General features: G+C 65.8%; 24 protein-coding genes and 1 other RNA gene. 15 read left to right on the plus strand and 10 right to left on the minus strand.

Features of this window, described 5'->3' with window-relative positions:
• Window positions 1-2: 2 nt before the first annotated feature.
• The gene (gene rfbB / locus ACZYZE_RS05960; RefSeq protein ID WP_459316826.1) at window positions 3-1,001 is read right to left on the minus strand and encodes a dTDP-glucose 4,6-dehydratase; all 999 of its coding nucleotides are present in this window, start codon (window positions 999-1,001) and stop codon (window positions 3-5) included.
• A 55-nt stretch (window positions 1,002-1,056) separates the two neighbouring features.
• On the opposite strand from rfbB, the gene rfbA reads away from it, so the two are divergent.
• A complete protein-coding gene (rfbA, locus tag ACZYZE_RS05965; protein ID WP_459316825.1) occupies window positions 1,057-1,926 on the plus strand; it encodes a glucose-1-phosphate thymidylyltransferase RfbA in 870 nt (289 codons plus the stop codon).
• 105 nt (window positions 1,927-2,031) lie between these two features.
• On the opposite strand, the gene ACZYZE_RS05970 is transcribed toward rfbA, so the two are convergent.
• Together ACZYZE_RS05970 and ACZYZE_RS05975 are read right to left on the minus strand one after the other, a co-directional pair.
• Window positions 2,032-3,666: a DUF2142 domain-containing protein gene (locus tag ACZYZE_RS05970; RefSeq protein ID WP_463906789.1), complete on the minus strand. Its 1,635-nt coding sequence runs from the start codon at window positions 3,664-3,666 to the stop codon at window positions 2,032-2,034.
• A gap of 127 nt (window positions 3,667-3,793) precedes the next feature.
• On the minus strand, window positions 3,794-6,229 hold the full coding sequence (locus ACZYZE_RS05975; RefSeq protein WP_463906792.1) for a GH25 family lysozyme: 2,436 nt from the start codon (window positions 6,227-6,229) through the stop codon (window positions 3,794-3,796).
• Between the two features lie 537 nt (window positions 6,230-6,766).
• On the opposite strand from ACZYZE_RS05975, the gene ACZYZE_RS05980 reads away from it, so the two are divergent.
• The 13 genes from ACZYZE_RS05980 (at window position 6,767) to ssrA (ending at window position 17,354) form a co-directional block, all read left to right on the plus strand.
• Window positions 6,767-7,990, plus strand: coding sequence for a TadA family conjugal transfer-associated ATPase (locus tag ACZYZE_RS05980; RefSeq protein ID WP_459316822.1), 1,224 nt, complete (start codon window positions 6,767-6,769; stop codon window positions 7,988-7,990).
• A complete protein-coding gene (locus tag ACZYZE_RS05985) occupies window positions 7,990-8,844 on the plus strand; it encodes a type II secretion system F family protein (RefSeq protein ID WP_459316821.1) in 855 nt (284 codons plus the stop codon). The genes ACZYZE_RS05980 and ACZYZE_RS05985 overlap by 1 nt, the downstream gene beginning before the upstream one ends.
• Window positions 8,841-9,782 carry a type II secretion system F family protein gene (locus ACZYZE_RS05990; protein ID WP_463906794.1) on the plus strand — a complete coding sequence of 314 codons (942 nt, stop codon included), beginning with the start codon at window positions 8,841-8,843 and terminating at the stop codon, window positions 9,780-9,782. Before ACZYZE_RS05985 ends, ACZYZE_RS05990 begins: the two co-directional genes overlap by 4 nt.
• 122 nt (window positions 9,783-9,904) lie before the next feature.
• On the plus strand, window positions 9,905-10,156 hold the full coding sequence (locus ACZYZE_RS05995; protein WP_459317094.1) for a hypothetical protein: 252 nt from the start codon (window positions 9,905-9,907) through the stop codon (window positions 10,154-10,156).
• Window positions 10,157-10,234: 78 nt separating this feature from the next.
• Window positions 10,235-10,648: a TadE/TadG family type IV pilus assembly protein gene (locus tag ACZYZE_RS06000; RefSeq protein WP_459317071.1), complete on the plus strand. Its 414-nt coding sequence runs from the start codon at window positions 10,235-10,237 to the stop codon at window positions 10,646-10,648.
• On the plus strand, window positions 10,629-11,099 hold the full coding sequence (locus ACZYZE_RS06005; protein WP_459316819.1) for a hypothetical protein: 471 nt from the start codon (window positions 10,629-10,631) through the stop codon (window positions 11,097-11,099). Before ACZYZE_RS06000 ends, ACZYZE_RS06005 begins: the two co-directional genes overlap by 20 nt.
• A 176-nt stretch (window positions 11,100-11,275) precedes the next feature.
• The gene (locus tag ACZYZE_RS06010) at window positions 11,276-11,686 is read left to right on the plus strand and encodes a pilus assembly protein TadG-related protein (RefSeq protein WP_459317070.1); all 411 of its coding nucleotides are present in this window, start codon (window positions 11,276-11,278) and stop codon (window positions 11,684-11,686) included.
• A gap of 73 nt (window positions 11,687-11,759) precedes the next feature.
• Window positions 11,760-12,875 carry a peptide chain release factor 2 gene (prfB, locus tag ACZYZE_RS06015; RefSeq protein ID WP_459316818.1) on the plus strand — a complete coding sequence of 372 codons (1,116 nt, stop codon included), beginning with the start codon at window positions 11,760-11,762 and terminating at the stop codon, window positions 12,873-12,875.
• 217 nt (window positions 12,876-13,092) lie between these two features.
• Window positions 13,093-13,923, plus strand: coding sequence for a cell division ATP-binding protein FtsE (gene ftsE, locus ACZYZE_RS06020; protein ID WP_459316817.1), 831 nt, complete (start codon window positions 13,093-13,095; stop codon window positions 13,921-13,923).
• On the plus strand, window positions 13,920-14,834 hold the full coding sequence (ftsX, locus tag ACZYZE_RS06025) for a permease-like cell division protein FtsX (RefSeq protein ID WP_463906797.1): 915 nt from the start codon (window positions 13,920-13,922) through the stop codon (window positions 14,832-14,834). Before ftsE ends, ftsX begins: the two co-directional genes overlap by 4 nt.
• A gap of 91 nt (window positions 14,835-14,925) precedes the next feature.
• Entirely contained in the window at window positions 14,926-16,263 is a 1,338-nt protein-coding gene (locus ACZYZE_RS06030; protein WP_459317069.1) for a peptidoglycan DD-metalloendopeptidase family protein, read from the plus strand.
• 138 nt (window positions 16,264-16,401) lie between these two features.
• Window positions 16,402-16,872, plus strand: a complete 471-nt coding sequence (gene smpB / locus ACZYZE_RS06035) for an SsrA-binding protein SmpB (protein WP_459316815.1) — start codon at window positions 16,402-16,404, stop codon at window positions 16,870-16,872.
• Between the two features lie 113 nt (window positions 16,873-16,985).
• Window positions 16,986-17,354, plus strand: a transfer-messenger RNA (tmRNA) gene (ssrA, locus tag ACZYZE_RS06040).
• A 124-nt stretch (window positions 17,355-17,478) separates the two neighbouring features.
• On the opposite strand, the gene ACZYZE_RS06045 is transcribed toward ssrA, so the two are convergent.
• Both ACZYZE_RS06045 and ACZYZE_RS06050 read right to left on the minus strand, forming a co-directional pair.
• A complete protein-coding gene (locus ACZYZE_RS06045; RefSeq protein ID WP_269461797.1) occupies window positions 17,479-17,613 on the minus strand; it encodes a hypothetical protein in 135 nt (44 codons plus the stop codon).
• A gap of 50 nt (window positions 17,614-17,663) precedes the next feature.
• Window positions 17,664-18,035: a hypothetical protein gene (locus tag ACZYZE_RS06050; RefSeq protein WP_459316814.1), complete on the minus strand. Its 372-nt coding sequence runs from the start codon at window positions 18,033-18,035 to the stop codon at window positions 17,664-17,666.
• 137 nt (window positions 18,036-18,172) lie between these two features.
• Between ACZYZE_RS06050 and ACZYZE_RS06055 the strand changes: the two genes are divergently transcribed.
• On the plus strand, window positions 18,173-19,555 hold the full coding sequence (locus tag ACZYZE_RS06055; protein WP_463906800.1) for an MFS transporter: 1,383 nt from the start codon (window positions 18,173-18,175) through the stop codon (window positions 19,553-19,555).
• A gap of 9 nt (window positions 19,556-19,564) precedes the next feature.
• On the opposite strand, the gene ACZYZE_RS06060 is transcribed toward ACZYZE_RS06055, so the two are convergent.
• From ACZYZE_RS06060 to ACZYZE_RS06080, 5 genes are all read right to left on the minus strand, one after another.
• Window positions 19,565-19,936 (minus strand): fluoride efflux transporter FluC, encoded by a 372-nt coding sequence (locus ACZYZE_RS06060; RefSeq protein ID WP_459316812.1) that lies wholly within the window; start codon window positions 19,934-19,936, stop codon window positions 19,565-19,567.
• Window positions 19,933-20,382, minus strand: coding sequence for a fluoride efflux transporter FluC (locus ACZYZE_RS06065; RefSeq protein ID WP_459316811.1), 450 nt, complete (start codon window positions 20,380-20,382; stop codon window positions 19,933-19,935). Before ACZYZE_RS06065 ends, ACZYZE_RS06060 begins: the two co-directional genes overlap by 4 nt.
• Entirely contained in the window at window positions 20,383-21,099 is a 717-nt protein-coding gene (locus tag ACZYZE_RS06070) for a metal-dependent transcriptional regulator (RefSeq protein ID WP_463906802.1), read from the minus strand. It lies immediately after the preceding gene.
• Between the two features lie 16 nt (window positions 21,100-21,115).
• Window positions 21,116-22,402, minus strand: a complete 1,287-nt coding sequence (locus tag ACZYZE_RS06075; RefSeq protein WP_463907153.1) for an Nramp family divalent metal transporter — start codon at window positions 22,400-22,402, stop codon at window positions 21,116-21,118.
• A gap of 178 nt (window positions 22,403-22,580) precedes the next feature.
• Entirely contained in the window at window positions 22,581-23,393 is an 813-nt protein-coding gene (locus ACZYZE_RS06080) for a class I SAM-dependent methyltransferase (RefSeq protein ID WP_463906803.1), read from the minus strand.
• Window positions 23,394-23,403: the final 10 nt, after the last annotated feature.

Genomic DNA, 23,403 nt, shown 5'->3' on the forward strand with positions numbered 1-23,403 from the left:
GTCTACTGGCCCTGTTCCTGGTACTTGGCCTCGGTTGCGGCTTTCTGCGGCCGCCACCAGTCCTCGTTCTCCCGGTACCAGCGAATGGTGTCCTCGATGCCGGCGTCGAAGTCGGAGAAGCGCGGCTCCCAGCCGAGCTCGGTGCGCAGCTTGGACGAGTCAATCGCGTAGCGCAGGTCATGGCCGGGCCGGTCCACCACATGGTCGTAGGCGTCCGGCGCTTCGCCCAGGTGCTTGAGGATCAGCTCCACAACGTCTTTGTTGTTTTTCTCGCCGTCGGCGCCGATCAGGTACGTCTCCCCGATCCGGCCCCTGGCGATGATGGCCAGCACAGCGGAGGAGTGGTCATTGGCGTGGATCCAGTCGCGGACGTTCTCGCCCGCGCCGTACAGCTTGGGCCGGATCCCGTCGATGACGTTGGTGATCTGGCGTGGAATGAACTTCTCCACGTGCTGGAACGGACCATAGTTATTCGAGCAGTTACTGATGGTCGCCTGCAGCCCGAAGGACCGCACCCAGGCACGGACCAGCAGATCCGAGCCCGCCTTCGTGGACGAGTACGGGCTGGACGGGTTGTACGGGGTGTCCTCGGTGAACCGCTCCGGATCGTCCAGTTCCAGGTCGCCGTAAACCTCGTCCGTGGAAATGTGATGGAAACGCTTGTTGTGCTTGCGGGCCGCCTCGATCAGCGTGTAGGTGCCGATGATGTTCGTGTCCAGGAACGGGCGGGGATCCTGCAGCGAGTTGTCGTTATGGGATTCCGCAGCATAATGGACCACCACATCGGCGTCGGCCACCAGCCCGTCGACGAGTGCCGCGTCGCAGATATCGCCCTGGACGAACCGGAAGCGATCCGCCGGCAGGCCCGTGAGTGACTCCATGTTCCCGGCATAGGTGAGTTTGTCCAACACTGTCACGTGTTCGTCTGTGTTCTCAAGTACGTAGTGGACGAAGTTGGAACCGATGAAGCCGGCGCCGCCGGTTACGAGAAGTCGCTGCATAGTCCTCTACGTTACCGGATTTGCCGCTGCCTTTAGCGAACGGGATGATAGGGGTATGCGCGGAATAATTCTTGCCGGCGGTACCGGCTCCCGACTCCACCCCATTACCATGGGAGTGAGTAAGCAGCTCGTCCCGGTATACGACAAGCCGATGATCTACTACCCGCTGTCTACTCTGATTCTTGCTGGCATCCGAGACATCCTAATAATTACCACTCCGCAGGACGCCGAACAATTTCAAAGGCTACTGGGCGACGGATCCCAGTTTGGCGTCAGTCTCAGCTATGTGCAGCAGCCATCGCCGGACGGGCTTGCGCAGGCGTTCATCCTGGGTGCCGAGCACATCGGGGATGAGCCGGTGGCACTGGTCCTGGGCGACAATATCTTCTACGGCCCCGGGATGGGTACCCAGCTGCGGCGCTTCGAGAATATCGACGGCGGCGCCGTCTTCGGGTACTGGGTTGCGGACCCCAAAGCGTATGGAGTTGTCGAGTTTGACGGATCCGGCAAGGCGATCTCGCTGGAAGAGAAGCCGGAAAATCCCAAGAGCCACTACGCTGTTCCCGGACTGTACTTCTACGACAACGAGGTCGTGGATGTCGCCAAGAACCTCAAGCCTTCCCCCAGGGGTGAGCTGGAAATCACTGACGTCAACCGCGTCTACTTGGAACGTGGCAAGCTTCAGGTGGAGATCCTGCCCCGCGGGACTGCGTGGCTGGATACCGGCACGTTCAATGACCTGAACGATGCCTCCAATTTTGTTCGCACCACTGAGAACCGTCAGGGACTCAAAATAGGTGCGCCGGAAGAAATCGCCTGGCGCCTTGGGTTCCTGAGCGACGACGAACTGCGCGTCCGTGCAGAAGGCCTGGTCAAGAGCGGTTACGGCGCTTACCTCCTGAGGCTGCTGGAGTTCGGGCGCTAGCCAGGCAACGCGCCGGACGCTGGAGATTGCATACGCCGACGAAAGAGGGCGCACCGATCGGTGCGCCCTCTTTCGTCGGCCCGCTTTGGTCAGCCGCTCCGGGGACTACACCCGAACGGTTTCAGTGAGAGCCGCGCCCGCTATCTCTAGGGGGGTGTCGATCTGCTCCAGCACCGGCGCCACTTCCGCCGAATTTCCTGAGGCGGCGCTAGTGTCTGGTTCGATCCGGTTGTTCGTCGGAAAAAGGTGTCTGTAGGTGAGCGCCGCGCCGGCGCACAGGGCCACAAGATACATTGCTGATAGCCACTGCCACGTGAGCGGCGGCTGCCACAACGGTTCCACCATTTCAGTCCAATTCGTGTGCAGTTGCACTAGGCCGACAGTGAATCGTCTCAAGGCGTAAATAAACATATAAATATGGGCCACGACGGCCGCTCCGATGATCCAACGTCCCAGGGACTTGGCTGTTGCCGAGCGGCCGAACGATTGTGAGCGTAAGGTCACACCGCAGATGCTGATGAGGAGGACGACCAGCGCCAGCAGGTACCGCCCCTGCCAGATGTAGCCCAGTTCCTCGACGACTTGGGACTGCAGAATCGGGGGGAGGAAAACGATTGCCGCGAGAACCATCAGGATGGCCCAGCGTCCGTGGACGGGGCGGCAGCTTAGACCGCCTAGGAGGACGGCTGCAAGGGTGAGGTGCCAGAATATCTGCACGCCCTGGGGGGCCGGCGTGTCGAGCCAGCCTACGATGCCAATGTAGCCATTGACGTAGTCGAAAGTGCGGTCGAGCATACTCGCAAAAGCCTGGTCTGGCGCAATTGTGCTGGGCGTCCCACCGAGGCTCTTGAAGCTGTCGCCGAGCACAAGCCAGGCGAGTCCGGCTGCGCAGCCGAGGCCGGTCAGTACTGTCATGGCGAGACCAAACTTATCCCGTACAACGGCGACGAATGGACGCCAGCCGAAGATGATGAGGGCGGCTATGAAGGCTGCGGCGAGCCAGATTAAGGCCAGCGCACGGGTGTTTGCCAGCACGGCGCCGGAGATTCCGACGGCGATCATGGGGCCACGTACCGTGGAAAGGGACTTATAGCTGTCGAAGGTCGCGCAAAGGCTAAGGAAGAACGCGGCCGTTGTCACGATCTCCAGCGAATTCGGATTGATGGAACCGCTGAGAAAGAGAACCATCGGAGTCAGGGCAACTGCTGAAGCGGCGACCGGCCATTCACTGCGCCGCAGCCGCGTGGCAGCCACGAAGGCCATAGTCATGAACACTGCCGACATCAGGCCGCTCACGATTCGCATGGCGTAGAGCGCGGGCGCCCCGGCTAGAAGCCGGGATGGTAGGCCGACGAGTAGGTAGTAGAGCGGGTTGTAGTTGCCCGCAGTGGTGGCCGCTTGGGCTGGTGCCCTGTTGCCCGGATCGATCTGAGGGGCACAGGCCGCCGTGAGATCCGGTCTGAACGCTGTGCAGGTCTGCGCTCCCAGTTCGGCGAAGTACGCAGGAACCGACACGACCGCCGGGTCGCCTTGAGAGCCGCTCGTTTGGGCCTGAATCTGACCTCTTGCCACGGCCGCGGCTTTGATGGCGTGCGCAGGCTCGTCCGGCACGGACATCAGCGGTGATGCAAGCGCCCACAGGGTTGTCAGCGTACCCAGGATGAGAAAGATGGAGACAGGCAGCAGAAACGGCCGGGCGTGGAAAGCGGTCTGCCGCCGGCCGCGGGAGAGTGAGCGCATATCTTAGAACTTATCATCAGTGCAGCGACCTGCATTACGCTCGGGTGGACGAAACAGGTGGTCGAAGAACGCCGTGTGACTCCTGCCCACTGGGGGTTTGCCAGCAGGCAGGAGTGACTTCAGACGGTCAGAAGTTGGCGACCAATACGCGGCCCAGGTAGCCCTCACTCGGGCGCATTCCGGTTCCTGCGTAGCTCCACAGAGAGCCGTCGGGGCGCCTGGCGACGAGATCCGGAAAGGCGTCCGAGTTCAGGTTTCCGGCTCCAACGGCCGCGTCGTACATAGTCCACCCCGTGCCGATCCGTCTCGAGGCTTCCGGATAACCTTTGCCGTCGCCGGTGTACAACCACAGGGTCCCGTCCGGCTTCCGCGCCAGAATATCGTTCTTGCCGTCGGAGTTTACATCGCCCGGTCCAAGGATTTGGTCAAATATTTCCCAACCGAACTGGCCGACCCTGATTGCTCCCTGATAGCCGTTGTTATTTGCGTCGACGCGTCCGGTGCCGGCATAAAGCCACAGGGATCCGTCACCTTGTCGGGCGAGGATGTCATTTTTGCCGTCGCCATTGAAGTCGCCGACTCCCGTAAGGGCTGTGAAGACGTTCCAGCCGAAGTTGCCAATCTTGACACCGGCCGCGTAGCCCCTGCTTGTGGAGTCGACCCGGCCTGTGCCCGCGTACAGCCACAGGGTTCCATCCTTGCCGCGTGCGATCAGGTCCGGCTTGTTGTCACCATTAAAGTCTCCTACGCCGATCAGGGCATTGAACATCTCCCAACCGAAGTCCCCGATTCGCTTGCCAGCGCCGTAGGCTCCGGCGCCATCGCCCGGGTAGAACCAGAGCGTGCCGTCCGGCCTCCGCGCCAGCAGGTCAGCTTTGGCGTCCCCGTTGAAGTCCTTGGTCCCCGCGAGGGTGTCGAAGACCTCCCAACCAAAATCGCCGATCTTCCTTTGGGCCCGGTAGCCGAGGTCCTTCATGGCAGTTCCGGCGTAGAAATAAACGGCTCCTCCAGCATCGCTGGCGACGAAATCCGCCATGCCGTCGCCGTTGGCATCTTCGGTGCCTGAGATGCTGTCGTAGATGCCCCAGCCCGTACCGATCTGGCGGCCGCCGACCAAAGCTGCGTTTCCTGTATTGGAGTAATACCACAGGGTCCCGTCTGGCCGGCGGCCGGCAAGGTCGTTCGTGCCATCGCCGTCGAAGTCTTTAATAGGGATCAACTGGTTGAAGATCTGCCAGCCAAAGTCAATTTTGCGGGATACTCCAGGCCGTCCGGTCGCAGTGCCGGAGTATAGGTAAAGATCGCCGTTGGGAACCCGCGTCACTAAGTCGGCTTTGCGGTCGCCGTCAAAGTCTCCGACGCCGATGATGCTGTCAAACGCTTCCCAGCCGAAATCTCCCACCTTTACTCCACCTTGGTAGCCTTTTTCGACGGCTGAGACCGTCCCGGTTCCCGCATATAACCAAAGGGACCCTTCTAGTTTTCGGGCCAGCAGGTCACTCTTGCCGTCGCCGTTGAAGTCGCCGACGCCCACAACTTGGTCAAAGTGGTCCCAACCGAAGTCGCCGATTTTACGGCCCGCGCCGAATCTGCCCGTTCCGTCGCCCGGGTAGAACCACAACGTGCCATCCGGGGCGCGCTGGATCAGGTCCGGTGTGCCGTCCCCGTCGAAGTCTCCGGGCGATACGAGTTTGCGGGTCTGATCGGTGGGCACGGGCGGTGGAGCGCCGGTGGCGAAGCGCTGGAGGCCGGCGTAATCGCCATTCCAGACGTTGGAGTCGCCGCCGTTGGCAAAGGGGCCCTTCTCGCTGTACTGCCAGAAACTGAAGTTGCCCCAGCTGGACGGCAGGGCACCCGGGCTGTCACTGGGTGAACCGGGAAAGCGCGCGATCCACAGCGGCCAGTCGCCGAAACCGGAAGGGCCGCCGACGCAGTAGTTCCACCACGACGTGGTGGTGTACAGGACAGGCAGCCGGCCGGTCAACGCCTGCATGGTGTTGCCGAACTCGCGGGCCCAGGAGGTCAGCTGGCTGGGGGACATGTCGTAGCAGGTATTGCCCTGGTAGTAGCCACCAATGGTCTGGCCGGCGTACGGATTCCCCTCAAAGTCGAGCACAGGCGGAAGCGTGTACCCGTCGGCGCTCCAGCCCCCGCCGCCTTGGACGAAGATGCGCGCCTGGTCGGCCCCGGAGGAGGCCGCGGGATTGGCGTAGTGGTAGGCGCCGCGGATCATGCCGACGCCGCGGGACTCTTGATACTGGGCACCGAAAATCGGGTTCGAGTAGTAGTTCCCCTCAGTCGCCTTGATGTACGCGAAGCGGGCGCCCATGTTCCACTGCTGCTGCCAATTGACGCCGGCCTGGTAGTAGCTGACGTCGAGGCCCTGCACACCGAAGCCCGGCATCCAGGTGCTTTGCGTCGTCAGCGCCTCCGTGGCCGTCCTCTTGCCGCCGCCGGCCGCTGCGCCGGAGGTGCGCGTTCCTTGACCCATCTCGGCCCCGCCGGCCTTGGTGGCTACGGCCATGGCGGTGCGGTAGGCCGCTGACGAGCGATCAGCGGTCATCTGCGGACTGTTGGTGGACGGCGGCGCGGTGTTCTGGGCCGGAGCGTTCGCCGCCGTCGGCGGGGCCGTGGCGGCCGGTACCGGAGGCGCGGTCGCCGGGGCCGCTGGTGCCGTCGGGGACGGCTCGACGGCGGTAGCCGGAGTCGCCAGCCCGGGCCCGGCAATGAGGGAGGCGGCGAGGAGAAGGGCACCGACTCGGCTGCCGCGGTGACGGTTGGGGGGAGGTAGGGTCCGCTTCATTTTCCGCTCCGGAACAGCGACACGCTCGTGGCCGTGTCATGGTGATCTCGCGTCCGCGGGATTGCCAGGGGAAGCTGACCGGGAGGTGAGAATGTCTGACTTGTCGCGCTTACCCTAACACCGGAGAAATAGTGAAACCAGAGTTTCAGGTGTTACTGATGTGAAAGTTGTTGTATCGAAAGCTTGAGTTTTTCCACATACGACCGAACGGGCCCTTGTCCGGCCGGGTAGTCACCCATAGCTTTAACCCAATTGCACCGTCCAGGGGACAGGGCGGCAGTCATATTGGGGGCCATTGTGGAGGCTGTGCGCATTGTCGAGGACGAGGTCCGCGAGCTGATCCGGAGGCGCGGCCTGGACCCTCTCCGGCAGTCCGGCGAAGTGCGGCGCCTCGTCGAGGCGGCAGTATCGGACTACGACGAACGCGCCTTGTTGGCGCCCCTCCCACCCATCGGACCGCTGGAGACCGCCCGAAGGTTTGTCTTTGACGCCGTGGCCGGATTCGGGGCCCTGCAACCGCTGCTGGACGACCCGGCCATCGAGGAGATCTGGCTCAACGCACCGAACGAGATCTATGTGGCGCGCAACGGAGAATCGGAGCTCACCTCGGTCTCGCTCACGGACCAGCAGGTCAGGGACCTCGTGGAACGGATGCTCAAGAGCTCCGGGCGCCGTCTCGATATGTCATCCCCCTTCGTGGACGCGGCGCTGCCTGATGGTTCCCGCCTCCATGTCGTAATCCCGGACGTCACCAGAAAGCACTGGGCCATCAACATCCGCAAATTCGTGGTCAAGGCCAGCCGCCTGGAGCACCTCGTGGAGCTCGGCACGCTGACCCCGCACGCGGCGCGGTTCCTCGGGGCGGCCGTGGCCAGCGGTCTGAACATCCTCGTGTCGGGCGCGACGCAGGCAGGGAAGACCACCATGCTCAACTGCCTGGCCGCCAGCATTGGCACACGGGAGCGGGTCATCACGGTGGAGGAGATCTTCGAGCTTCAATTCCCGCTCCGCGACGTCGTCGGACTGCAATGCCGGCAACCGAATCTCGAGGGTGAGGGCGAGATTCCCTTGCGCAGGCTGGTCAAGGAGGCGCTTCGGATGAGGCCCGACCGGCTGGTGGTGGGCGAAGTGCGGGAAGCCGAAAGCCTGGACATGCTCATCGCCCTAAATTCAGGTCTGCCAGGGATGTGCAGCGTCCACGCAAACTCGGCCCACGATGCGGTGACCAAGATCTGCACGCTGCCCTTGCTGGCCGGCGAGAACATCTCCAGTGCGTTCGTGGTGCCCACAGTCGCCTCCTGCATCGACCTCGTGGTGCACTGCAGCCGGCACACCAACGGCCGCAGACAGGTGACCGAGATCCTGTCTCTTGGGCGCAGGGTGGAGAACGGCATCATCGAATCCTCCATGGTCTTCGCCCTGGCTGACGGCCAGCTGCAACCAAAGGCCAACTCCATGCCTGCGGCTGAGAAGTTTGCGCGCGCGGGATACGACGTTGCCGCACTGCTGGAGCCGCGCTGATGGCGGCGCTTCTCGGCGTGCTGGGCGGCGCCGGACTCCTGCTGATCTGGTGGTCGGCCTGGGAACAACCACAGCCGGCCAAAGCCAAGACCAGAACGAGCAGGCTGGAAGACCTGCTGCGATCGGCCGGCATAGAAAAGGTCAGCGGCCCCGGCCTCCTGGCCAGCTGCCTCGGGGTGGGGGCATTCACCACAATCGTGTTCTTCGCTGTGACCCGGTCATGGCCAATCGCGATGTGTTTTGGGCTATTTGGCGGCTGGCTGCCGATGGCGATCGTGAAGTGGCGCGCCCGGAAGCGCATCGCCGTCCTGCGCCTGCTCTGGCCCGACGTCGTCGATCACCTTCGCTCCGCCATCCGAGCGGGCCTGTCGCTGCCGGAAGCCCTCATCCAGTTGGGGGACAAGGGCCCGGCGGAACTCCGCCACGTATTCCGCGACTTCGGCTCCGACTACCGCTCGGGCGGCCAGTTCGATCCATGCCTGAACAGGCTCAAGGAGCGGCTGGCTGATCCCGTGGCCGACCGGATCGTCGAGGCGCTCCGCCTGACCCGTGAGGTGGGCGGATCGGACCTTGGCCGGCTGCTGGGCACCCTGGCGGAATTCCTGCGGGAGAGCGCCCGGACCCGGAGTGAGCTGGAGGCCAGACAATCGTGGACGGTCAATGCCGCCCGGCTCGCCGTAGCTGCGCCGTGGATTGTCCTGGTCCTGTTGGCAAGCCGGCCCGAAGCCGTGGCCGCCTACAACACTCCGGTCGGGGCAGGCGTCCTGCTCGGTGGGCTCGCGGTCTCGCTCATCTCCTATGCCATCATGCTGCGCATTGGAGCGCTTCCGGAAGACGAGCGGGTGCTCCGGTGACCGGGCTGATGGCGAGCGCCACCGTCTGCGGCCTGGTTCTGGGCGGCGGACTCTGGCTGCTGCTGGTGAGGCTGCCGTTCATGCGGCCCACCACCTTCGTCCAGCGCATCGGGCCCCAGCTCAAGTCCCACAACCTGGAATCGCGGCTGCTGCGCACTGCTCCGCGAAACGTCACCCTCTTCGGGCCGCTCGAACGGATCCTCCGTCCCGTCATCCGCGACGCGGTCTCATCGCTGGGCAGGATCAACCTCGGCTCCCCGGCGTTGAACCGCCGCTTGGCCCGGGCCGGGAGCAGCAAGTCCTCGGTGGACTTCCGGGCGGAGCAGCTTCTCTGGGGTGTTGGGGGCTTCATGGCGGCCGTCGGTGCAGTCATCCTCTTCGGCGCTGCCGGTCGTTTCAGCCCCGTCATTGCCGTTGTGGGGGTCCTCGGTGGCGCCGCCGGCGGCTTCCTTCTGCGGGACTATCTGCTGGGCGCCCTCATCCGAAAGCGTGAGTCCCGGATGATGGCCGAGTTTCCCAGCGTCGCAGAACTCATGGCCCTTGCTGTCAGCGCCGGGGAGAGCGCCACCGGCGCCTTGGACAGGGTGTGCCGCAGCGCCCGGGGTGAGCTGTCAAAGGAATTCACCCGGGTCCTCACCGAGACCCGGGCAGGCAAACCCCTTGTGGAGGCCCTGCAGGAGTTCTCGGCCCGCACCGATCTTGGTCCCTTGCTCCGCTTTGTGGAGGGGCTGATCGTGGCAGTCGAACGCGGGACGCCCCTGGCCGATGTGTTAAGGGCCCAGGCCCAGGACGTCAGGGACACGGCCAAGCGCGAACTGATGGAGTCGGCCGGAAAGAAGGAAATCGGAATGATGGTGCCGCTCGTTTTCGGAGTGCTGCCACTGACGGTCGTGTTTGCCGTCTTCCCGGGTCTGGCCGCCATCAGTCTGGGCCTGTAGGGCCAGGAACGAAGCATGCAGGACAGATGCAGACGCAGGCCAGAAGAAGACGCAGGAAAGAAGAACCGCAGCACCCACAGAATCAGGAACAGACCTCGAACCACCAACAAAAAGGGGACACAGTGAAACTCATCGGGATCCGCACGGCGTTGTTGTTCTGGACGTCCAGCCTGCTGCTCCGGCGGTCTGCAGCTGTCCGAGTGCGGAGGAGCAGACAGCCGGCCGGTCCCGGGGACCACCGGGAGCGCGGCGACGTCCCGGGCTGGGTGATGATCACCCTGATGTCTGCGGTGCTGGTCGCTGCACTCCTTGCGCTCGCGGGCCCGGCGCTCGAAGCACTCTTCAACCAGGCCATGGACAAGGTGGGGCAGTAGCAGGTGAGTGTGTCCGGCGGAGGCTGGAGCTGCCGGCGCTACAACTTCAAGGGCAAGGGCAAGGGCAAGGGCAGGGGCATCGGGCACAGTAACAAGGCCGGATTCCCCCACACCCCGGGCAGAGCCGATGAACAGGGCTCGGCGGTGGTGGACTTCGTCCTGGTGGGTGGCCTGCTGACCCTGTTCTTCCTCGCCATCATCCAACTCACCCTGGTTCTCCACGTCCGGAACACCCTGATCGACGCCGCAGCCTCGGGTGCCAGATACGGCACGCTGGCGGACCGCGGCTCCGCGGATGCCAAGGACAGGACGGCCCAGCTGATCGGCGTGGCCCTCAACCCGGACTTCGCCCGGGACGTGACCACGAGCGAAACCAGCTACCAGGGCATCCGCACCCTGGAGGTGACGGTCCGTGCCCCGCTGCCGGTCATCGGGCTGATCGGCCCCCGGGGAATCCTGGAGGTGACAGGGCATGCAGCGATCCAGCCGTGAATCCCTCAACAGTGTCATCCAGGCGGACGATGGCGACGGCTCCGAACGGGGGAGCGCGGTGGTCGAGTTCACCTTCCTGACACTGCTGCTCATGGTCCCGCTGGTCTACTTCATCATCACGGTGGGACAGCTCCAGGGCGGCTCCTTCGCGGTGGTCGGCGCCGCGGACCAGGCGGCCAAGGTCTATGTTGCCCAGCCGGACGCCGCGAGCGGTAGGGCAGCGGCCGAGCAGGCCGTCCTCCTCGCGCTCGCCGACTACGGGCACCCGGCGGAAAACGCCAGGCTGGACACGAGCTGTGCACCGGCGGACTGCCTGGCCGCCGGATCGGCGGTCACCATTACCGTCCACCTCACCGTGCCACTGCCGTTCGTGCCGTTCAGCGATGCCCTGCACCTCAACGCCGGCCAGCTCAGCGCCTCCGCCACCCAGCTGGTCGGACGCTTCCGATGAACCCCGCAGGGATGCGGCACGGCAACGCAGCCGCGAGGCGGCGCCGGAACCCCCGCCGGCAGCAGGTGCGTCAACCGCGCCAACGCTGCACCAAGGAACGCTGCACCAAGGAACGTTGCACTGACAACCGCTGCACCAGGGACCGCAGCGCACAGCCCAGCGAAGACGGCCAGCTGATGGTGCTTATCATCGGCTATGTGCTGCTCGCCCTGCTCGTCGCGACCGTTGTCACCGCCGCCTCCAGCGTCTATATCGAGCACAAGAAGCTGCTCTCGGTCGCCGACGGCGCCTCGGTGGCAGCGGCGGACAGCTTCACCCTCGGACAGCTCGAGACCGCCGCCGGCAGCCCCACCGCCGTCCTGAACAGCGGACGCGTCCGCAGCGCGGCTGTCGACTACCTGGACCGCAACGGAGCCTTCTCCCGGTTCGCCGGACTCGAAGTGGCCCCGGCAACCGGCAGCCCGGACGGTTCCACCGCCGTCGTGGTGCTGAGCGCCGCCGTCCACCCACCCGTGGTCAACTTCCTGGTCCCCGACGGCATCAGGATCGAGGCAAGTTCGACGGCGCGGTCCCGGCTCACCCGCTAAGCCGGCGCGCGGCACCGCGGGGCCGGCAACCAAGTCGGGGCGGCCAGCAGGGATAGCGTACGCTTAAAAAACCATGGCAAACATTGATTTTCCCGCAGAAATCCGCGCCCTCCGCGCCACCTACACCTCCATCGAGAACGTTTCGAATGTCGAGGCGCTGAAGGAAGACATCGCTGAACTGAGCGAGCGGGCCGGCGAACCCAATCTGTGGGACGATCCCGCCGCCGCCCAGGTGATCACCTCGAGGCTCTCCCACCGCCAGTCCGAACTCGCCCGCCTGGACTCGCTCGTCTCGCGGATCGAGGACCTTGAGGTCCTCGTGGAGCTGGGCCAGGACGAGGACGACGCCGCCTCCATGGGGGAAGCCGCCACCGAGCTCGAATCCATCCGGAAGGCCTTGAAAGACCTGGAGGTCGTAACGCTGCTCTCCGGCGAGTTCGACGAGCGCGAGGCCGTCGTCACCATCCGCGCGGGCGCCGGCGGCGTGGACGCCGCGGACTTCGCCGAAATGCTGCTCCGGATGTACCTGCGCTGGGCCGAACGTCACGGCTACCCGACCACCATCATGGACACCTCCTACGCCGAGGAAGCCGGGCTGAAGTCCGCCACGTTCGAGGTCAAGGCGCCCTACGCCTATGGCACACTGAGCGTCGAGGCCGGCACCCACCGCCTGGTGCGGATCAGCCCCTTCGACAACCAGGGCCGCCGCCAGACCTCCTTCGCCGCCGTCGAAGTGATCCCGCTGATCGAACAGACGGACTCCATCGACATCCCGGACAACGAGATCCGCGTCGACGTCTTCCGGTCTTCCGGTCCCGGCGGCCAGTCGGTCAACACCACGGACTCCGCCGTACGCCTGACCCACATCCCCACCGGCACCGTCGTCTCCATGCAGAACGAGAAGTCCCAGCTGCAGAACCGCGCCGCCGCCCTGCGCGTGCTGCAGTCCCGGCTGCTGTTGCTCAAGAAGGAGGAGGAAAACGCCGAGAAGAAGGCCTTCGCCGGCGACGTCAAAGCCTCCTGGGGCGACCAGATGCGCTCCTACGTGCTCAACCCGTACCAGATGGTCAAGGACCTCCGCACCGAACACGAGGTGGGCAACACCTCCGCCGTATTCGACGGCGAGATCGACGACTTCATCGACGCCGGCATCCGCTGGCGGACCGACAACCGCAACGCGGATAAGTAACCCGGCGGATCCGGCGCCGCCCGGCTGCCTCTTGTGTCTCTCCCGTCTCTCCCGTCACTCCCGTCTAATCGGGCGACACGCCCCCGCGCTCAAGCCGATCCGCAGGGACCCGTGCGTATAGTCGAGAAGCCGGAGCTCTACTTCCCCCACTAGAAAGCCCGCGCCCCGGCGGCAGGACTGTGCTGCACCAGGCGCGTCCTGCAGGGTATTTAGGGCCATGATCCGTTTCGAAAATGTCACCAAGGTCTATGACCAGACGGCGCGTCCGGCGCTGGATTCGATCAACCTTGAGATCGACCGTGGCGAATTCGCCTTCCTCGTCGGCGCGTCCGGCTCCGGCAAGTCGACCTTCCTGCGCCTTGTCCTCAAGGAGGACCGCGCATCCTCCGGCGCCGTCTACGTGGCCGGCCAGAACGTCGCGAACATTTCCAGCTGGCGCGTCCCCAGGCTCCGCCGGGGAATCGGCGTCGTCTTCCAGGACTTCCGGCTCCTGCCGCAGAAAACCGTGTTCGCCAACGTCGCCTTCGCGATGCAGGTCATCGGCAAGAGCCGCAGCGTCATCCGCGACACCGTGCCCGAGGTCCTCAAGACGGTGGGCCTCGAAGGCAAGGAAAACCGGCTGCCGCACGAGCTCTCCGGTGGTGAGCAGCAGCGCGTGGCGATCGCCCGCGCCGTCGTCAACCGCCCCGGCATCCTGCTGGCCGACGAGCCCACCGGAAACCTGGACCCCACCACGTCCATGGGCATCATGGGCGTGCTGGACAAGATCAACCAGAACGGCACCACCGTAGTGATGGCCACGCACGACGACGACATCGTCAACGAGATGCGCAAGCGCGTCGTGGAACTGCGCAACGGCGTCGTGATCCGCGACGAGGCCAAGGCCCTCTACACGTCGATGATTCCGGTGGTGGGACAATCACGACGCCTGCGGGACGCCAGCGGCCGGGATCCCGAACCCGCCGCCGCACCCGCCGCCGCCAGCCGCAGCGAAGCCCGCGCCGATTCACGCGCGGCATCCCGCGGCGCAGGGGAGGGCCAGCTGTGAGGCTCCAGTTCGTCCTCGATGAAATCGGCAGCGGCCTGCGCCGCAACCTGTCCATGGTGGTCTCGGTCATCCTGGTGACCTTCGTGTCCCTGACGTTCGTCGGCGCCGCCGGCATGCTGCAGCTGCAGATCAACCAGATGAAGGGCTACTGGTACGACAAGGTCCAGGTGGCCATCTTCCTCTGCAGCGACGGCTCGACGGCGTCCGGCTGCGCCACCGGCCCGTCCACGGACGAACAGCAGGAGAACCTCCGCACGCTGCTCGAGTCGCCCTCGGTGGCCCAGTACGTCAACGACTTCCAGTTCGAGTCCAAGGATGACGCGTACAGGCATTTCAAGGATCAGTTCTCGAATTCCCCGATTGTTGACTCGGTGACCCCGGATCAGCTCCCGGCGTCCTTCCGGATCAACATGAAGGACCCGGAGAAGTACCAGATCATCAGCGAGACGTTCTCCTCGCAGGCCGGCGTTGAGACCGTGATTGACCAGCGCCAGCTCCTCGAACGCCTCTTCTCGGTCATGAATGCCGCGTCCCTTGTGGCTGTGAGCGTCGCCGGTGTGATGATCGTCTGCGCGATCCTGCTGATTGCGACCACCATCCGGCTGTCGGCGTTCAGCCGGCGGCGGGAAACGGGGATCATGCGCCTCGTTGGGGCCTCGAAGATGGTCATCCAGCTTCCCTTCGTCCTGGAGGGCGTGATCGCGGCCGTCATTGGTGCCGCCCTCGCCTCGGGCACGCTGTGGGCCGTGGCGCATTTCTTCCTCGGCGGCTACCTGTCCCAGCAATACCCGGACACCGCCTTTATTTCCGCAGGTCAGACGCTGATCCTGGCGCCGGCGCTGATCGGACTGGGTGTACTCTTGGCCGGGGTATCATCACTCCTGACCCTCCGCCGTTATCTGAGGGTCTGACTTGCGCAATGAAAAGGGAATGCTCATGACAGCGATGGTTCGCCGGACGCTTCGGCCCGGCCAGGCCGGCCCCGGCCTGCTCGGACGCCGCATGCGCATGATGGCCGCGGCACTGGTGCTGGTGCTCGCCGCCGGCACGGGCGCCTCGGCCCCGGTGGCATTCGCGGACAATCTCGAGGACCAGCAGGCCGCGCTCCGCGAGGAGGGGGCCCGGGTCCAGCAGTCCCTCGAGTTCGTGGACTCCAGGATCGCCCAGGCCGCGTCGGACCTGGTGCTCTATCAGGGCCAGCTTCCCGGCGCGCAGCAGGCCCTCCTCGAAGCCCAGGGCCGCGTCGCCGGTGCGGTGAAGGAAGTCGAAGCCCTGGCCGCCCGCGTGGACCTCGCGCAGCAGAACAAAGCCAAAATCACCCAGCAGCTTGAGACGGACAAGCAGAAGATCGCCGATACCAGGAAACTGATCGGGCAGATCGCTACCCAGGCCTACAAGTCCGGCGGTGTGCCGTCCAACCTGTCCCTGTTCTTCGGCTCGAACCAGGGCGGCAGCCTGACAGACACCATCGACCTCGCCGACCAGGCGATGCGCAGCCAGAACTCGGCGATGGACAAGCTCACCCAGCAGAACGCCACCAACGTCAACTCGCAGGCCCGCCTCGAAGCGGTGGAAGCGGAGATCAAGGACCTCAAGGCCAAGGCCGACGCCGCGCTGGCCCGTGAAAAGGCCGCCCGCGACGAGGCCGAGGCCAAGAAGGCCCAGGTGGACAAGCTCATTGCCGACACCAGCCGGCTCGACGCGGAGCTGCAGGCCGCCAAGCCCGGCATCCAGAGCCAGCTCGCCCAGGTCAAGGCCCAGCAGGACGCCGTCGCCGCGGAAATCGTCGAACGGGACCGCAAACTGCGTGAAGCCTGGGAAGCCGAACAGCGCCGGATCGCCGAGGCTGCCGCGGCCGCCGCCCGGGCCCGTGGACAGGCCGTGAAGCCCTACGTTCCGGCGCCCCCCGGATCACCGTCGGCCTTCGGCCTGCGCAGCCCGCTCCCCGGCGCCCGCATCACCTCCGGCTTCGGCTGGCGCGCGACGCCGCCCGGAACCGTCGACTTCTACGGCCAGGGCGGCTACATGCACACCGGCATCGACTTCGGCGCCGCCTGCGGCACCCCCGTGTACGCCCCGGCGGCCGGCACGGTCTACTCGGCAGGCTGGGCGAACGACGGCGGCGGCAACAACGTGAAGATATCGCACGGCGTCGTCCAGGGCAACTCGCTGACCACGATTTTCTACCACAACGCCAGTGTGGTGGTGTCCTCCGGGCAGCAGGTCAGCCAGGGTCAGCTGATTGCCTATGTCGGTAGCACCGGCAACTCCACGGGCTGCCATTCGCACTTCGAGACCTGGCTCAACAGTAAGGCTTACGATCCGATGGGATTGCTCTGATCCGCCCGGAGCGGACGCTTTCCGGTTGCCGGGCGGCTCTGCCGTAAACTGGAAGTTCCGTGCCGCACCGGCTGCGGACCCACTGACTGCCGGCACTAGGCATGCCGCCAGCAGACCCACGATCCAAGGAGTTCTACCGTGCCGAAAGAAAGTGGCCGTAAGGTAGTGGCCACCAACCGCAAGGCCCGGCACGACTACCACATCCTCGATACCTACGAGGCCGGGATCGCGCTGATGGGCACCGAGGTGAAGTCCCTCCGCGAGGGGCACGCCTCCATGGTGGACGGCTTCTGCACGTTCTACAACGACGAGTTGTGGATGGAGGGCATCCACATCCCCGAGTACCACCAGGGGAGCTGGACCAACCATGCAGCCCGCCGCCGCCGGAAACTGCTGCTGCACCGCGACGAGCTCACCAAGATCTCGCACAAGATCCGCGAATCCGGCTTCACGATCGTTCCCCTCCAGCTGTATTTCGTGGACGGACGAGCGAAGGTGGAGATCGCGGTCGCGCGCGGCAAGAAGGAATACGACAAGCGGCAGACGCTGCGCGAGCAGCAGGATAAGCGCGAGGCGCTGCGGGTTATGCGCGAACGCAACCGCCGCTGACACATGGCCGCACGCCGGCGGACACTGCGGGAATGATTCCGGGCAGGTGTGCGTTATGATGGGTAGTCCGGGAAGGAACTGCAAGGTTCCCCGCCGGGTTGATAAAAAAATACGGGGATGATCGGTTTCGACGATGTTAGTCGCGACAGGTGAAGCGGGCCGAGGATGCAGAATTATCTCGTAAACGCTGTCTGCAAACCAATAAGTGCCGAATCAAAACGCACTGACTTCGCTCTCGCTGCCTAAGCAGTAAGACAGTCCGTCAGCCCGAGGTTGCTATTGCCCCGGATCCTGGCGTCATTTAGATAGCCACTGCTGTTTACCCCCGTCATCGGGGTGAACGGGACTCTTTGATGACTGGGCCCGGATCAGCCAGCTGTTTGCAGCATGGCGGGGGCCGAGAAAATCCGACGCGAACTGCGCCCGGAGAAGCCCTGACAACACGACATCGGACGGGGGTTCAATTCCCCCCATCTCCACATGGGAGCGCCGGAAACGGAGCTCCACCCCGTATGAGTTACACCCAGTACAAAAAGGCCGGAAGCTGATGCTTCCGGCCTTTTTGGTGTGCCGGGCGGGCCCTTGCGCGAGAACTCAGAGCCCCGCTCAGCGCTTCTTGATGTGCGCCACCGGGTCCGCGTGGGTTTCCGCGACGTTCTTGGTCTTCTTCTCGGCGCGTTTTTCCTTGATGGTCTTCACCGGCTTTTTGGCCTGGTGCTGGTGCGGAGTTTTGTCAGGCATTGCGCCCTCCCTAAAGGCAGAGAGGCCGGGATGGCCCCGTGCTTCTTAAGTTACGCCTCCGGCACTGCGACGTCCACGATGCCGACGAACCGGCTTCCCACACCCTCATACTCGCTGCGGACCAGCCCGTTGCCGAGCGGCGGGATTTCCTCCGAGGCGTGATCCGCGCAGATGACGTAGGTGAAGTCCGGCCACCATTTTTTTGGCCGGGCCGCCTCGGAGAACCCGCAGACCGCACACGTCAGCTGGACCCAGACCGGGCGCTTGCCCGTCCGGTTGGCCTTGGACTGGAGGAGCCACTGCGGGGGATTGTCCAGCAACTCGCCGAGCTCGGCATCGGTCAGGCGGGACGGGATACCGTGACGGTGTGCCATTTCCAGCGGAATGTCGAGGATCTGGGCTGCAACACGACGGGTAATCATCCTTCAACGATACGTGATGGCAGGCCGTCACAAGGCCCGGCCAACGGCCCCGGTGCCCCGGTGTTAGGCTCGTCACTTACCCGGTGTTGCCCCGGCAGGGCAGTGCCGCACGGGAGGCAGCGAGGAAGGCAGCAGCCATGTCCCCAAGCCCCACCGCGGCCATGACCGCCGTCGAGAAACGTGTCCTCTACGTCGCGATCGCCGCGTCGTTCATGGCCTTCCTGGATAGCTCGGTGGTCAACCTTGCCCTGCCGGCGATCGGGCAGGAGCTTGGCGGCGGATTGGTGGTCCAGCAATGGGTGGTGGATGCGTACCTCCTGACCCTGGGCGCCCTCATCCTGGTGGCGGGCTCCCTGTCGGACCAGTTCGGCCGGGTGCGGGTCCTGAAGTGGGGGCTTGCCGGCTTCACGGCCACGTCGCTGATGTGCGGCCTCGCCTGGAGCGGAGAATCGCTCATTCTCTTCCGCGGCCTGCAGGGCATCGCGGGCGCCCTGCTGGTGCCCAGTTCGCTCGCCATGATCGTGACCGTTTTCACCGGCCCGGCGCAGTCGCTTGCGATCGGGAGATGGTCGGCATGGACGTCCGGCGCCATCGTCGCGGCACCGCTGCTCGGCGGGCTCTCCGTGGATCTCTGGACCTGGCGGCTGATCTTCTTCCTCAACGTTGTTCCGGCCGCGGCGGTCTGGCCGGTCCTGCTCAAACTGCACGAACTGGACCATGAACGCACGCCCGGCAGCCGGATCGATGTGATGGGAACGGTACTGGCGGTCCTTGGCCTCGGCGGCATCGTTTATGGCTTCATCGAACGCGGCAGCCAGGGCTGGGCGGCCCCGCAGGTCTGGCTTCCGCTGGCCGTCGGCGCGGCGGCACTCACCCTTTTCCTCGGCCACGAGGCCCGGACCTCCGCTCCGATGATGCCGCTGCGGCTCTTCGCCGTCCGCAACTTCGGCTGGGGCAATATTGCGACGACGGCCATCTACGGGGCGCTGTCACTCGGTTTCTTCGTCCTGGGACTCTTCCTGCAGCAGGTCGCCGGGATGGGCGCCACGATGGCGGGCCTCGCCCTGCTGCCCCCCACCATCATCCTGCTTCTCCTGTCGTCCCGGATGGGCGCCCTCGCGGGCCGCCATGGGCCCCGCTGGTTCATGACCGCGGGGCCGCTGCTGTGCGCGGCGGGCTTCCTGCTCCTGATGCCGGTGGGTCTGCCGCTGGACTACTTCGGACAGCTCCTGCCGGGGCTGCTGGTGTTCGGACTGGGCCTGGCCGTCACCGTGGCGCCGCTGACGTCCGCTATCCTTGGGGCCGTGGATCCGGCGGAAGCCGGCATCGGCTCGGCCGTCAACAACGCAGTGGCGCGCATCGCGGGGCTCGTGGGCATTGCCGCCGCCGGGCTTATCACCGGACCGGTGATCACGACGTCGGGCGTGACCAGTACCGTTATGGTCACCGCGGGGCTGTTCACCGCGGGCGCGATGGCGTCCGCCGTCGGCATCCGCAACCCGCCAGGGGAAGGCCGGTAGCCGGCCGGCCTAGCCGGTCAGCGCCAGGCCGAGCGCCGCGGCTGCGAACCCGGCGATCAGGTTGGCGGCGACATTGAGCGCGGCGGCGCGGTACCGCGCCTCACGGGCCAGCCGCACCGTCGCGGTGGTCCAGGAACTGAAGGTGGTCAGGCCGCCGGCCAGGCCGGTCGCGAGTCCGGCCTGCCACTCGGGCCCCAGCCCCAGCTGCCCGGTCACGCCCATGGACACGCCGATGATGAAGGACCCGGTGACGTTGACCAGCAGGGTGGCCCAGGGCCATCGCGTCCCGGGCCCCGCGCGGTGCGCAAACCAGGAGTCGACGGCGAAGCGCATCAGGGTGCCGGCGACCCCGAAGATTCCCACCAGCAGCGCGGCGGTCATGATGCTGCGCCCGTCCTGCCGGTCAGTGCCTGGCCGCATTTCCAGCCGGCCGCCGCGGCGCCGAGCCCCAGGACGAGGGAGAGCCCGAGGTAGGCCAGCCAGGTGCCGTGGAAGCCGCCGCGGACGTGCTGGTCCACCGAGTACACCACCGCAGAGAACGTGGTGAAGGAACCCAGCAGTCCGGGGCCGAGCCCGGCCCGGAGCCAGAAGGCCGTCCGGGGCCGCGCGATCCAGAGAGCAGTGAGGGCGGCGAGGACAAAACTGCCGACGACGTTGATCACCAGGGTGGTCCACGGCACGGAGCCGGACGCCTCGGGGAACAGCAGGCCGGCACCGTAGCGCAGTTCCGTTCCGAGCAGGCCGCCGACGGCGACAGCCGCCCACGCGCGCCCGCCGGGCAGCCCCGGGCGTGCCAGCGCAGGGCCATCCCGCAAAGTGCCAGCCACTCAGCGCCGCCCCTCGACGCTGCAGCCGTCATGGGCCGCGCCGCTGTGGACCCAGAGGGCGGCGGCGACTTCCGCGGCGAGGTCGAATTTCCGCAGGATCCCGCCGGAGCCGATGCGCACCACGAGCGCCCCGCCGAAGGGTTTCCGCCCCAGCACCTCGATGTCGGCGTCCAGCCCGATCTCCTCAGCGGCGAGGTAACGCAGCAGTTCGGGGTTATCATCGCTGATCCGGGTGATCCGGCCGGTGTGGCCTTCGTCGAGTTCGCTCATCCGGTGCGCCGGCGGCATCAGCACGGAGCCGTCGGCCGCCGGGATCGGATCGCCGTGCGGGTCCCGGACCGGGTTGCCCAGCTTGGCGGCCATCCGCCCGATGAAGGTGTCCGAGACAGCATGTTCGAGCAGCTCGGCTTCGTCGTGGACCTCGTCCCAGCGGTAGCCGAGCTCCCGGACGAGGAAGGTTTCGATCAGCCGGTGCCGCCGGACCATGGACAGTGCCAACGTGACGCCGTCGGCCGTGAGCGTGATGGCGCTGTAGGGCTGATGGTCCACCAGGCCCTGGTCCTTGAGCTTGCGGACCATCTCGGAGACCGAGGAGTTGGCGACGCCCAGGCGCTGCGCGAGCTGCGTGGAGCTGATGGGTTTGTCCTGCCACTCCGTGAAAGAGTAGATGACCTTGACGTAGTCCTCGATCGAGGAGGAGGGCGTACCGGTCTTCACAGACCCAAGCCTACCGTCAGCCGGCGCCGGTGAGGGTGAGCCACAGCAGGACGAGGTTCAAAGCCACCACCAGCACCACGCTGATGATGGCGGCGATCCGCAGCGGAATGCCGTCCGCGAAGCGGCCCATCAGCGCCTTGTTGCTGGTCAGCACCACCAGCGGGATCAGGACGAAGGGAATGCCGAAGCTCAGCACTACCTGGCTGAGGATCAGCCCCCAGGTGGGGTCGAAGCCGATGGACAGCAGCACAATCGCCGGGATCAGCGTGACGACGCGCCGGGCCATCAGCGGGATGCGGATCTTGAGCAGGCCCTGCATGATGGTTCCGCCCGCGTAGCAGCCCACGGAGGTGGAGGCCAGGCCGGAGGCGAGCAGGCCGACGGCGAAGACGACGCCGACGATCGGGCCGAGACTGGCGGTAATCGCCGCATGGGCGCCCTCAATGGTGTCGGTCCCGGCCACCCCGCCAAGGGTCGACGCCGCCAGCAGCAGCATACCGATGTTCACCACCCCGGCGATGGCAAGGGCCACGACGACGTCGAGCCGGGTGGCCTTCACGAGCCGGGCGATGGCTGGAACGGGAACGTGCAGGTGCGGGTTGGGGCGGTGCCGGTCACGGGACAGGGCGGAGTGGACGTAGATGGCGTGTGGCATCACGGTGGCGCCGAGCATGCTGGCGGCCAGCAGGACGGTGTCCGGGCCCTGGAAGCCCGGGATCAGTCCGGCCGCGACGCCGGCCGGATCCGGCGGGCTGATGAAGAGCCCGGCCAGGAAGCCGATGCTGATGATGCCCAGCAGGAAGATGATGACGAACTCGAAGGGGCGCTGCCGGTTCCTGGCCTGCACGGCCAGCAGGAGCATCGATACCGCGCCGACGATCACGGCCCCGAGGGGGAGCGGCAATCCGAAGATCAGATACAGGGCGATGGCCCCGCCGACGACCTCGGCCAGATCGGTGGCCGCGGCCACGATTTCGGCCTGGACCCAGAAGGCGCGGCGCCAGAACGGCTTGAGGCGTTCGCCGAGGATCTCCGGCAGGCTCTTGCCGGTGACGATGCCGAGCTTCGCGGACTGGTACTGGACCAGCACGGCCATAACGTTTGCGGCCACCAGGACCCAGACGAGGAGGTAGCCGTACTGGGCGCCGGCGGTGAGGTTGGCCGCGACGTTGCCGGGGTCCACATAGGCAATCGAGGCCACGAAGGCCGGGCCCAGCAGGCCAAGCAGGGCCCGGCGGGCACCTGGTTTCTTCCCGGGACGCACCCCCGGCGCCGATGATTGGTGTCCTGTGACGTCCAGCACGGCGGTCTCCCAGGGGTCGGTTTGCCAGCGGTGGCGCTCGGCGTGGGCCGGTGATACAGCCGGCGCCATGGTTTGTGGATACCTGTAAATAATTGTTAGGTATACCGAAACCATATGCCCTTGCGGCGGCACCGTGCAATCTGCCGGGCAATGGTGCAGCGGCCGGGAGCCGGCGGCGTCAGGCCCGGGCTGCGCGCCACGCCTGGGCCAGGTAGGGGAGCCGCAGCGGCTCTCCGGGCTGGTGGGCCAGATGCCCGTGCAGGTACCAGTCGAGGTTGCCGAGTACCTTGGCGCGGGTGGGTTCCGAGGCCCGCAGGTAGTAGCTGCGGGACTTGGCCAGCTCCAGGATGTCCGCCGTCGTGACAGGGTCTTCCCAGCGGGCCAGATGGCTTTCCAGGCCGGTGAACTCGGGTCCCAGCGGCGGTTTAAAATGCGGTTTGTGGACATCCCCGGCGTGCATGATCCTGGCGAGCCGGTGGACCCAGGGGACCGAGGTGTCCAGCTGGTTCCAGATCAGTCCCAGGGTGCCGTGCGGGCGCAGGATCCTGGCGATCTCCGTGCTGGCCAGGAGCGGATCGCACCAGTGCCAGGCCTGGGCGACCGTGACCAGATCGAAGGCCCCGGCCGGCAGCCCTGTGTGTTCGGCGGTGCCAACGACGGCGGAGACGGCGGGGAGCATCCGGCGCAGCTGGTCCAGCATGTCGGCGGACGGATCCACCGCAATAGTGTGCAGCCCGCGTCCGGCCAGCAGGGCGGTGAACTTTCCGGTGCCGGCGCCGATGTCCGCGGCATCCTTCGCCCCGGCCGGGATCAGCCAGCCGGCTGACTCCGCGGGGTAGCCCGGGCGGACCCGCTGGTAGTGTTCGCCGCCGTCCTGGAAGCTCTGCCCGAGCTCCCTTCGGCGCTCATGGTGCAGTTTGGGGCCACTGTGCAGTTTGGGGCCGCCGCGTGCCACGTGCGATCTCCTTCGGGCAGGTCCGGATGGTGCCATTCGAATTTAC

This window comes from Pseudarthrobacter woesei, from assembly GCF_055412745.1.

Excerpts from the sequence above, each read along its gene's own strand:
- rfbB (WP_459316826.1), bottom strand. The coding sequence starts at position 1,001 with ATGCAGCGACTTCTCGTAACCGGCGGCGCCGGCTTCATCGGTTCCAAC.
- rfbA (WP_459316825.1), top strand. The coding sequence starts at position 1,057 with ATGCGCGGAATAATTCTTGCCGGCGGTACCGGCTCCCGACTCCACCCC.
- ACZYZE_RS05970 (WP_463906789.1), bottom strand. The coding sequence starts at position 3,666 with ATGCGCTCACTCTCCCGCGGCCGGCGGCAGACCGCTTTCCACGCCCGG.
- ACZYZE_RS05975 (WP_463906792.1), bottom strand. The coding sequence starts at position 6,229 with ATGACCGCTGATCGCTCGTCAGCGGCCTACCGCACCGCCATGGCCGTA.
- ACZYZE_RS05985 (WP_459316821.1), top strand. The coding sequence starts at position 7,990 with ATGGCGGCGCTTCTCGGCGTGCTGGGCGGCGCCGGACTCCTGCTGATC.
- ACZYZE_RS06005 (WP_459316819.1), top strand. The coding sequence starts at position 10,629 with ATGCAGCGATCCAGCCGTGAATCCCTCAACAGTGTCATCCAGGCGGAC.
- ACZYZE_RS06010 (WP_459317070.1), top strand. The coding sequence starts at position 11,276 with ATGGTGCTTATCATCGGCTATGTGCTGCTCGCCCTGCTCGTCGCGACC.
- prfB (WP_459316818.1), top strand. The coding sequence starts at position 11,760 with ATGGCAAACATTGATTTTCCCGCAGAAATCCGCGCCCTCCGCGCCACC.
- ftsE (WP_459316817.1), top strand. The coding sequence starts at position 13,093 with ATGATCCGTTTCGAAAATGTCACCAAGGTCTATGACCAGACGGCGCGT.
- ACZYZE_RS06030 (WP_459317069.1), top strand. The coding sequence starts at position 14,926 with ATGCGCATGATGGCCGCGGCACTGGTGCTGGTGCTCGCCGCCGGCACG.
- ACZYZE_RS06045 (WP_269461797.1), bottom strand. The coding sequence starts at position 17,613 with ATGCCTGACAAAACTCCGCACCAGCACCAGGCCAAAAAGCCGGTGAAG.
- ACZYZE_RS06050 (WP_459316814.1), bottom strand. The coding sequence starts at position 18,035 with ATGATTACCCGTCGTGTTGCAGCCCAGATCCTCGACATTCCGCTGGAA.
- ACZYZE_RS06055 (WP_463906800.1), top strand. The coding sequence starts at position 18,173 with ATGTCCCCAAGCCCCACCGCGGCCATGACCGCCGTCGAGAAACGTGTC.
- ACZYZE_RS06060 (WP_459316812.1), bottom strand. The coding sequence starts at position 19,936 with ATGACCGCCGCGCTGCTGGTGGGAATCTTCGGGGTCGCCGGCACCCTG.
- ACZYZE_RS06080 (WP_463906803.1), bottom strand. The coding sequence starts at position 23,393 with ATGGCACCATCCGGACCTGCCCGAAGGAGATCGCACGTGGCACGCGGC.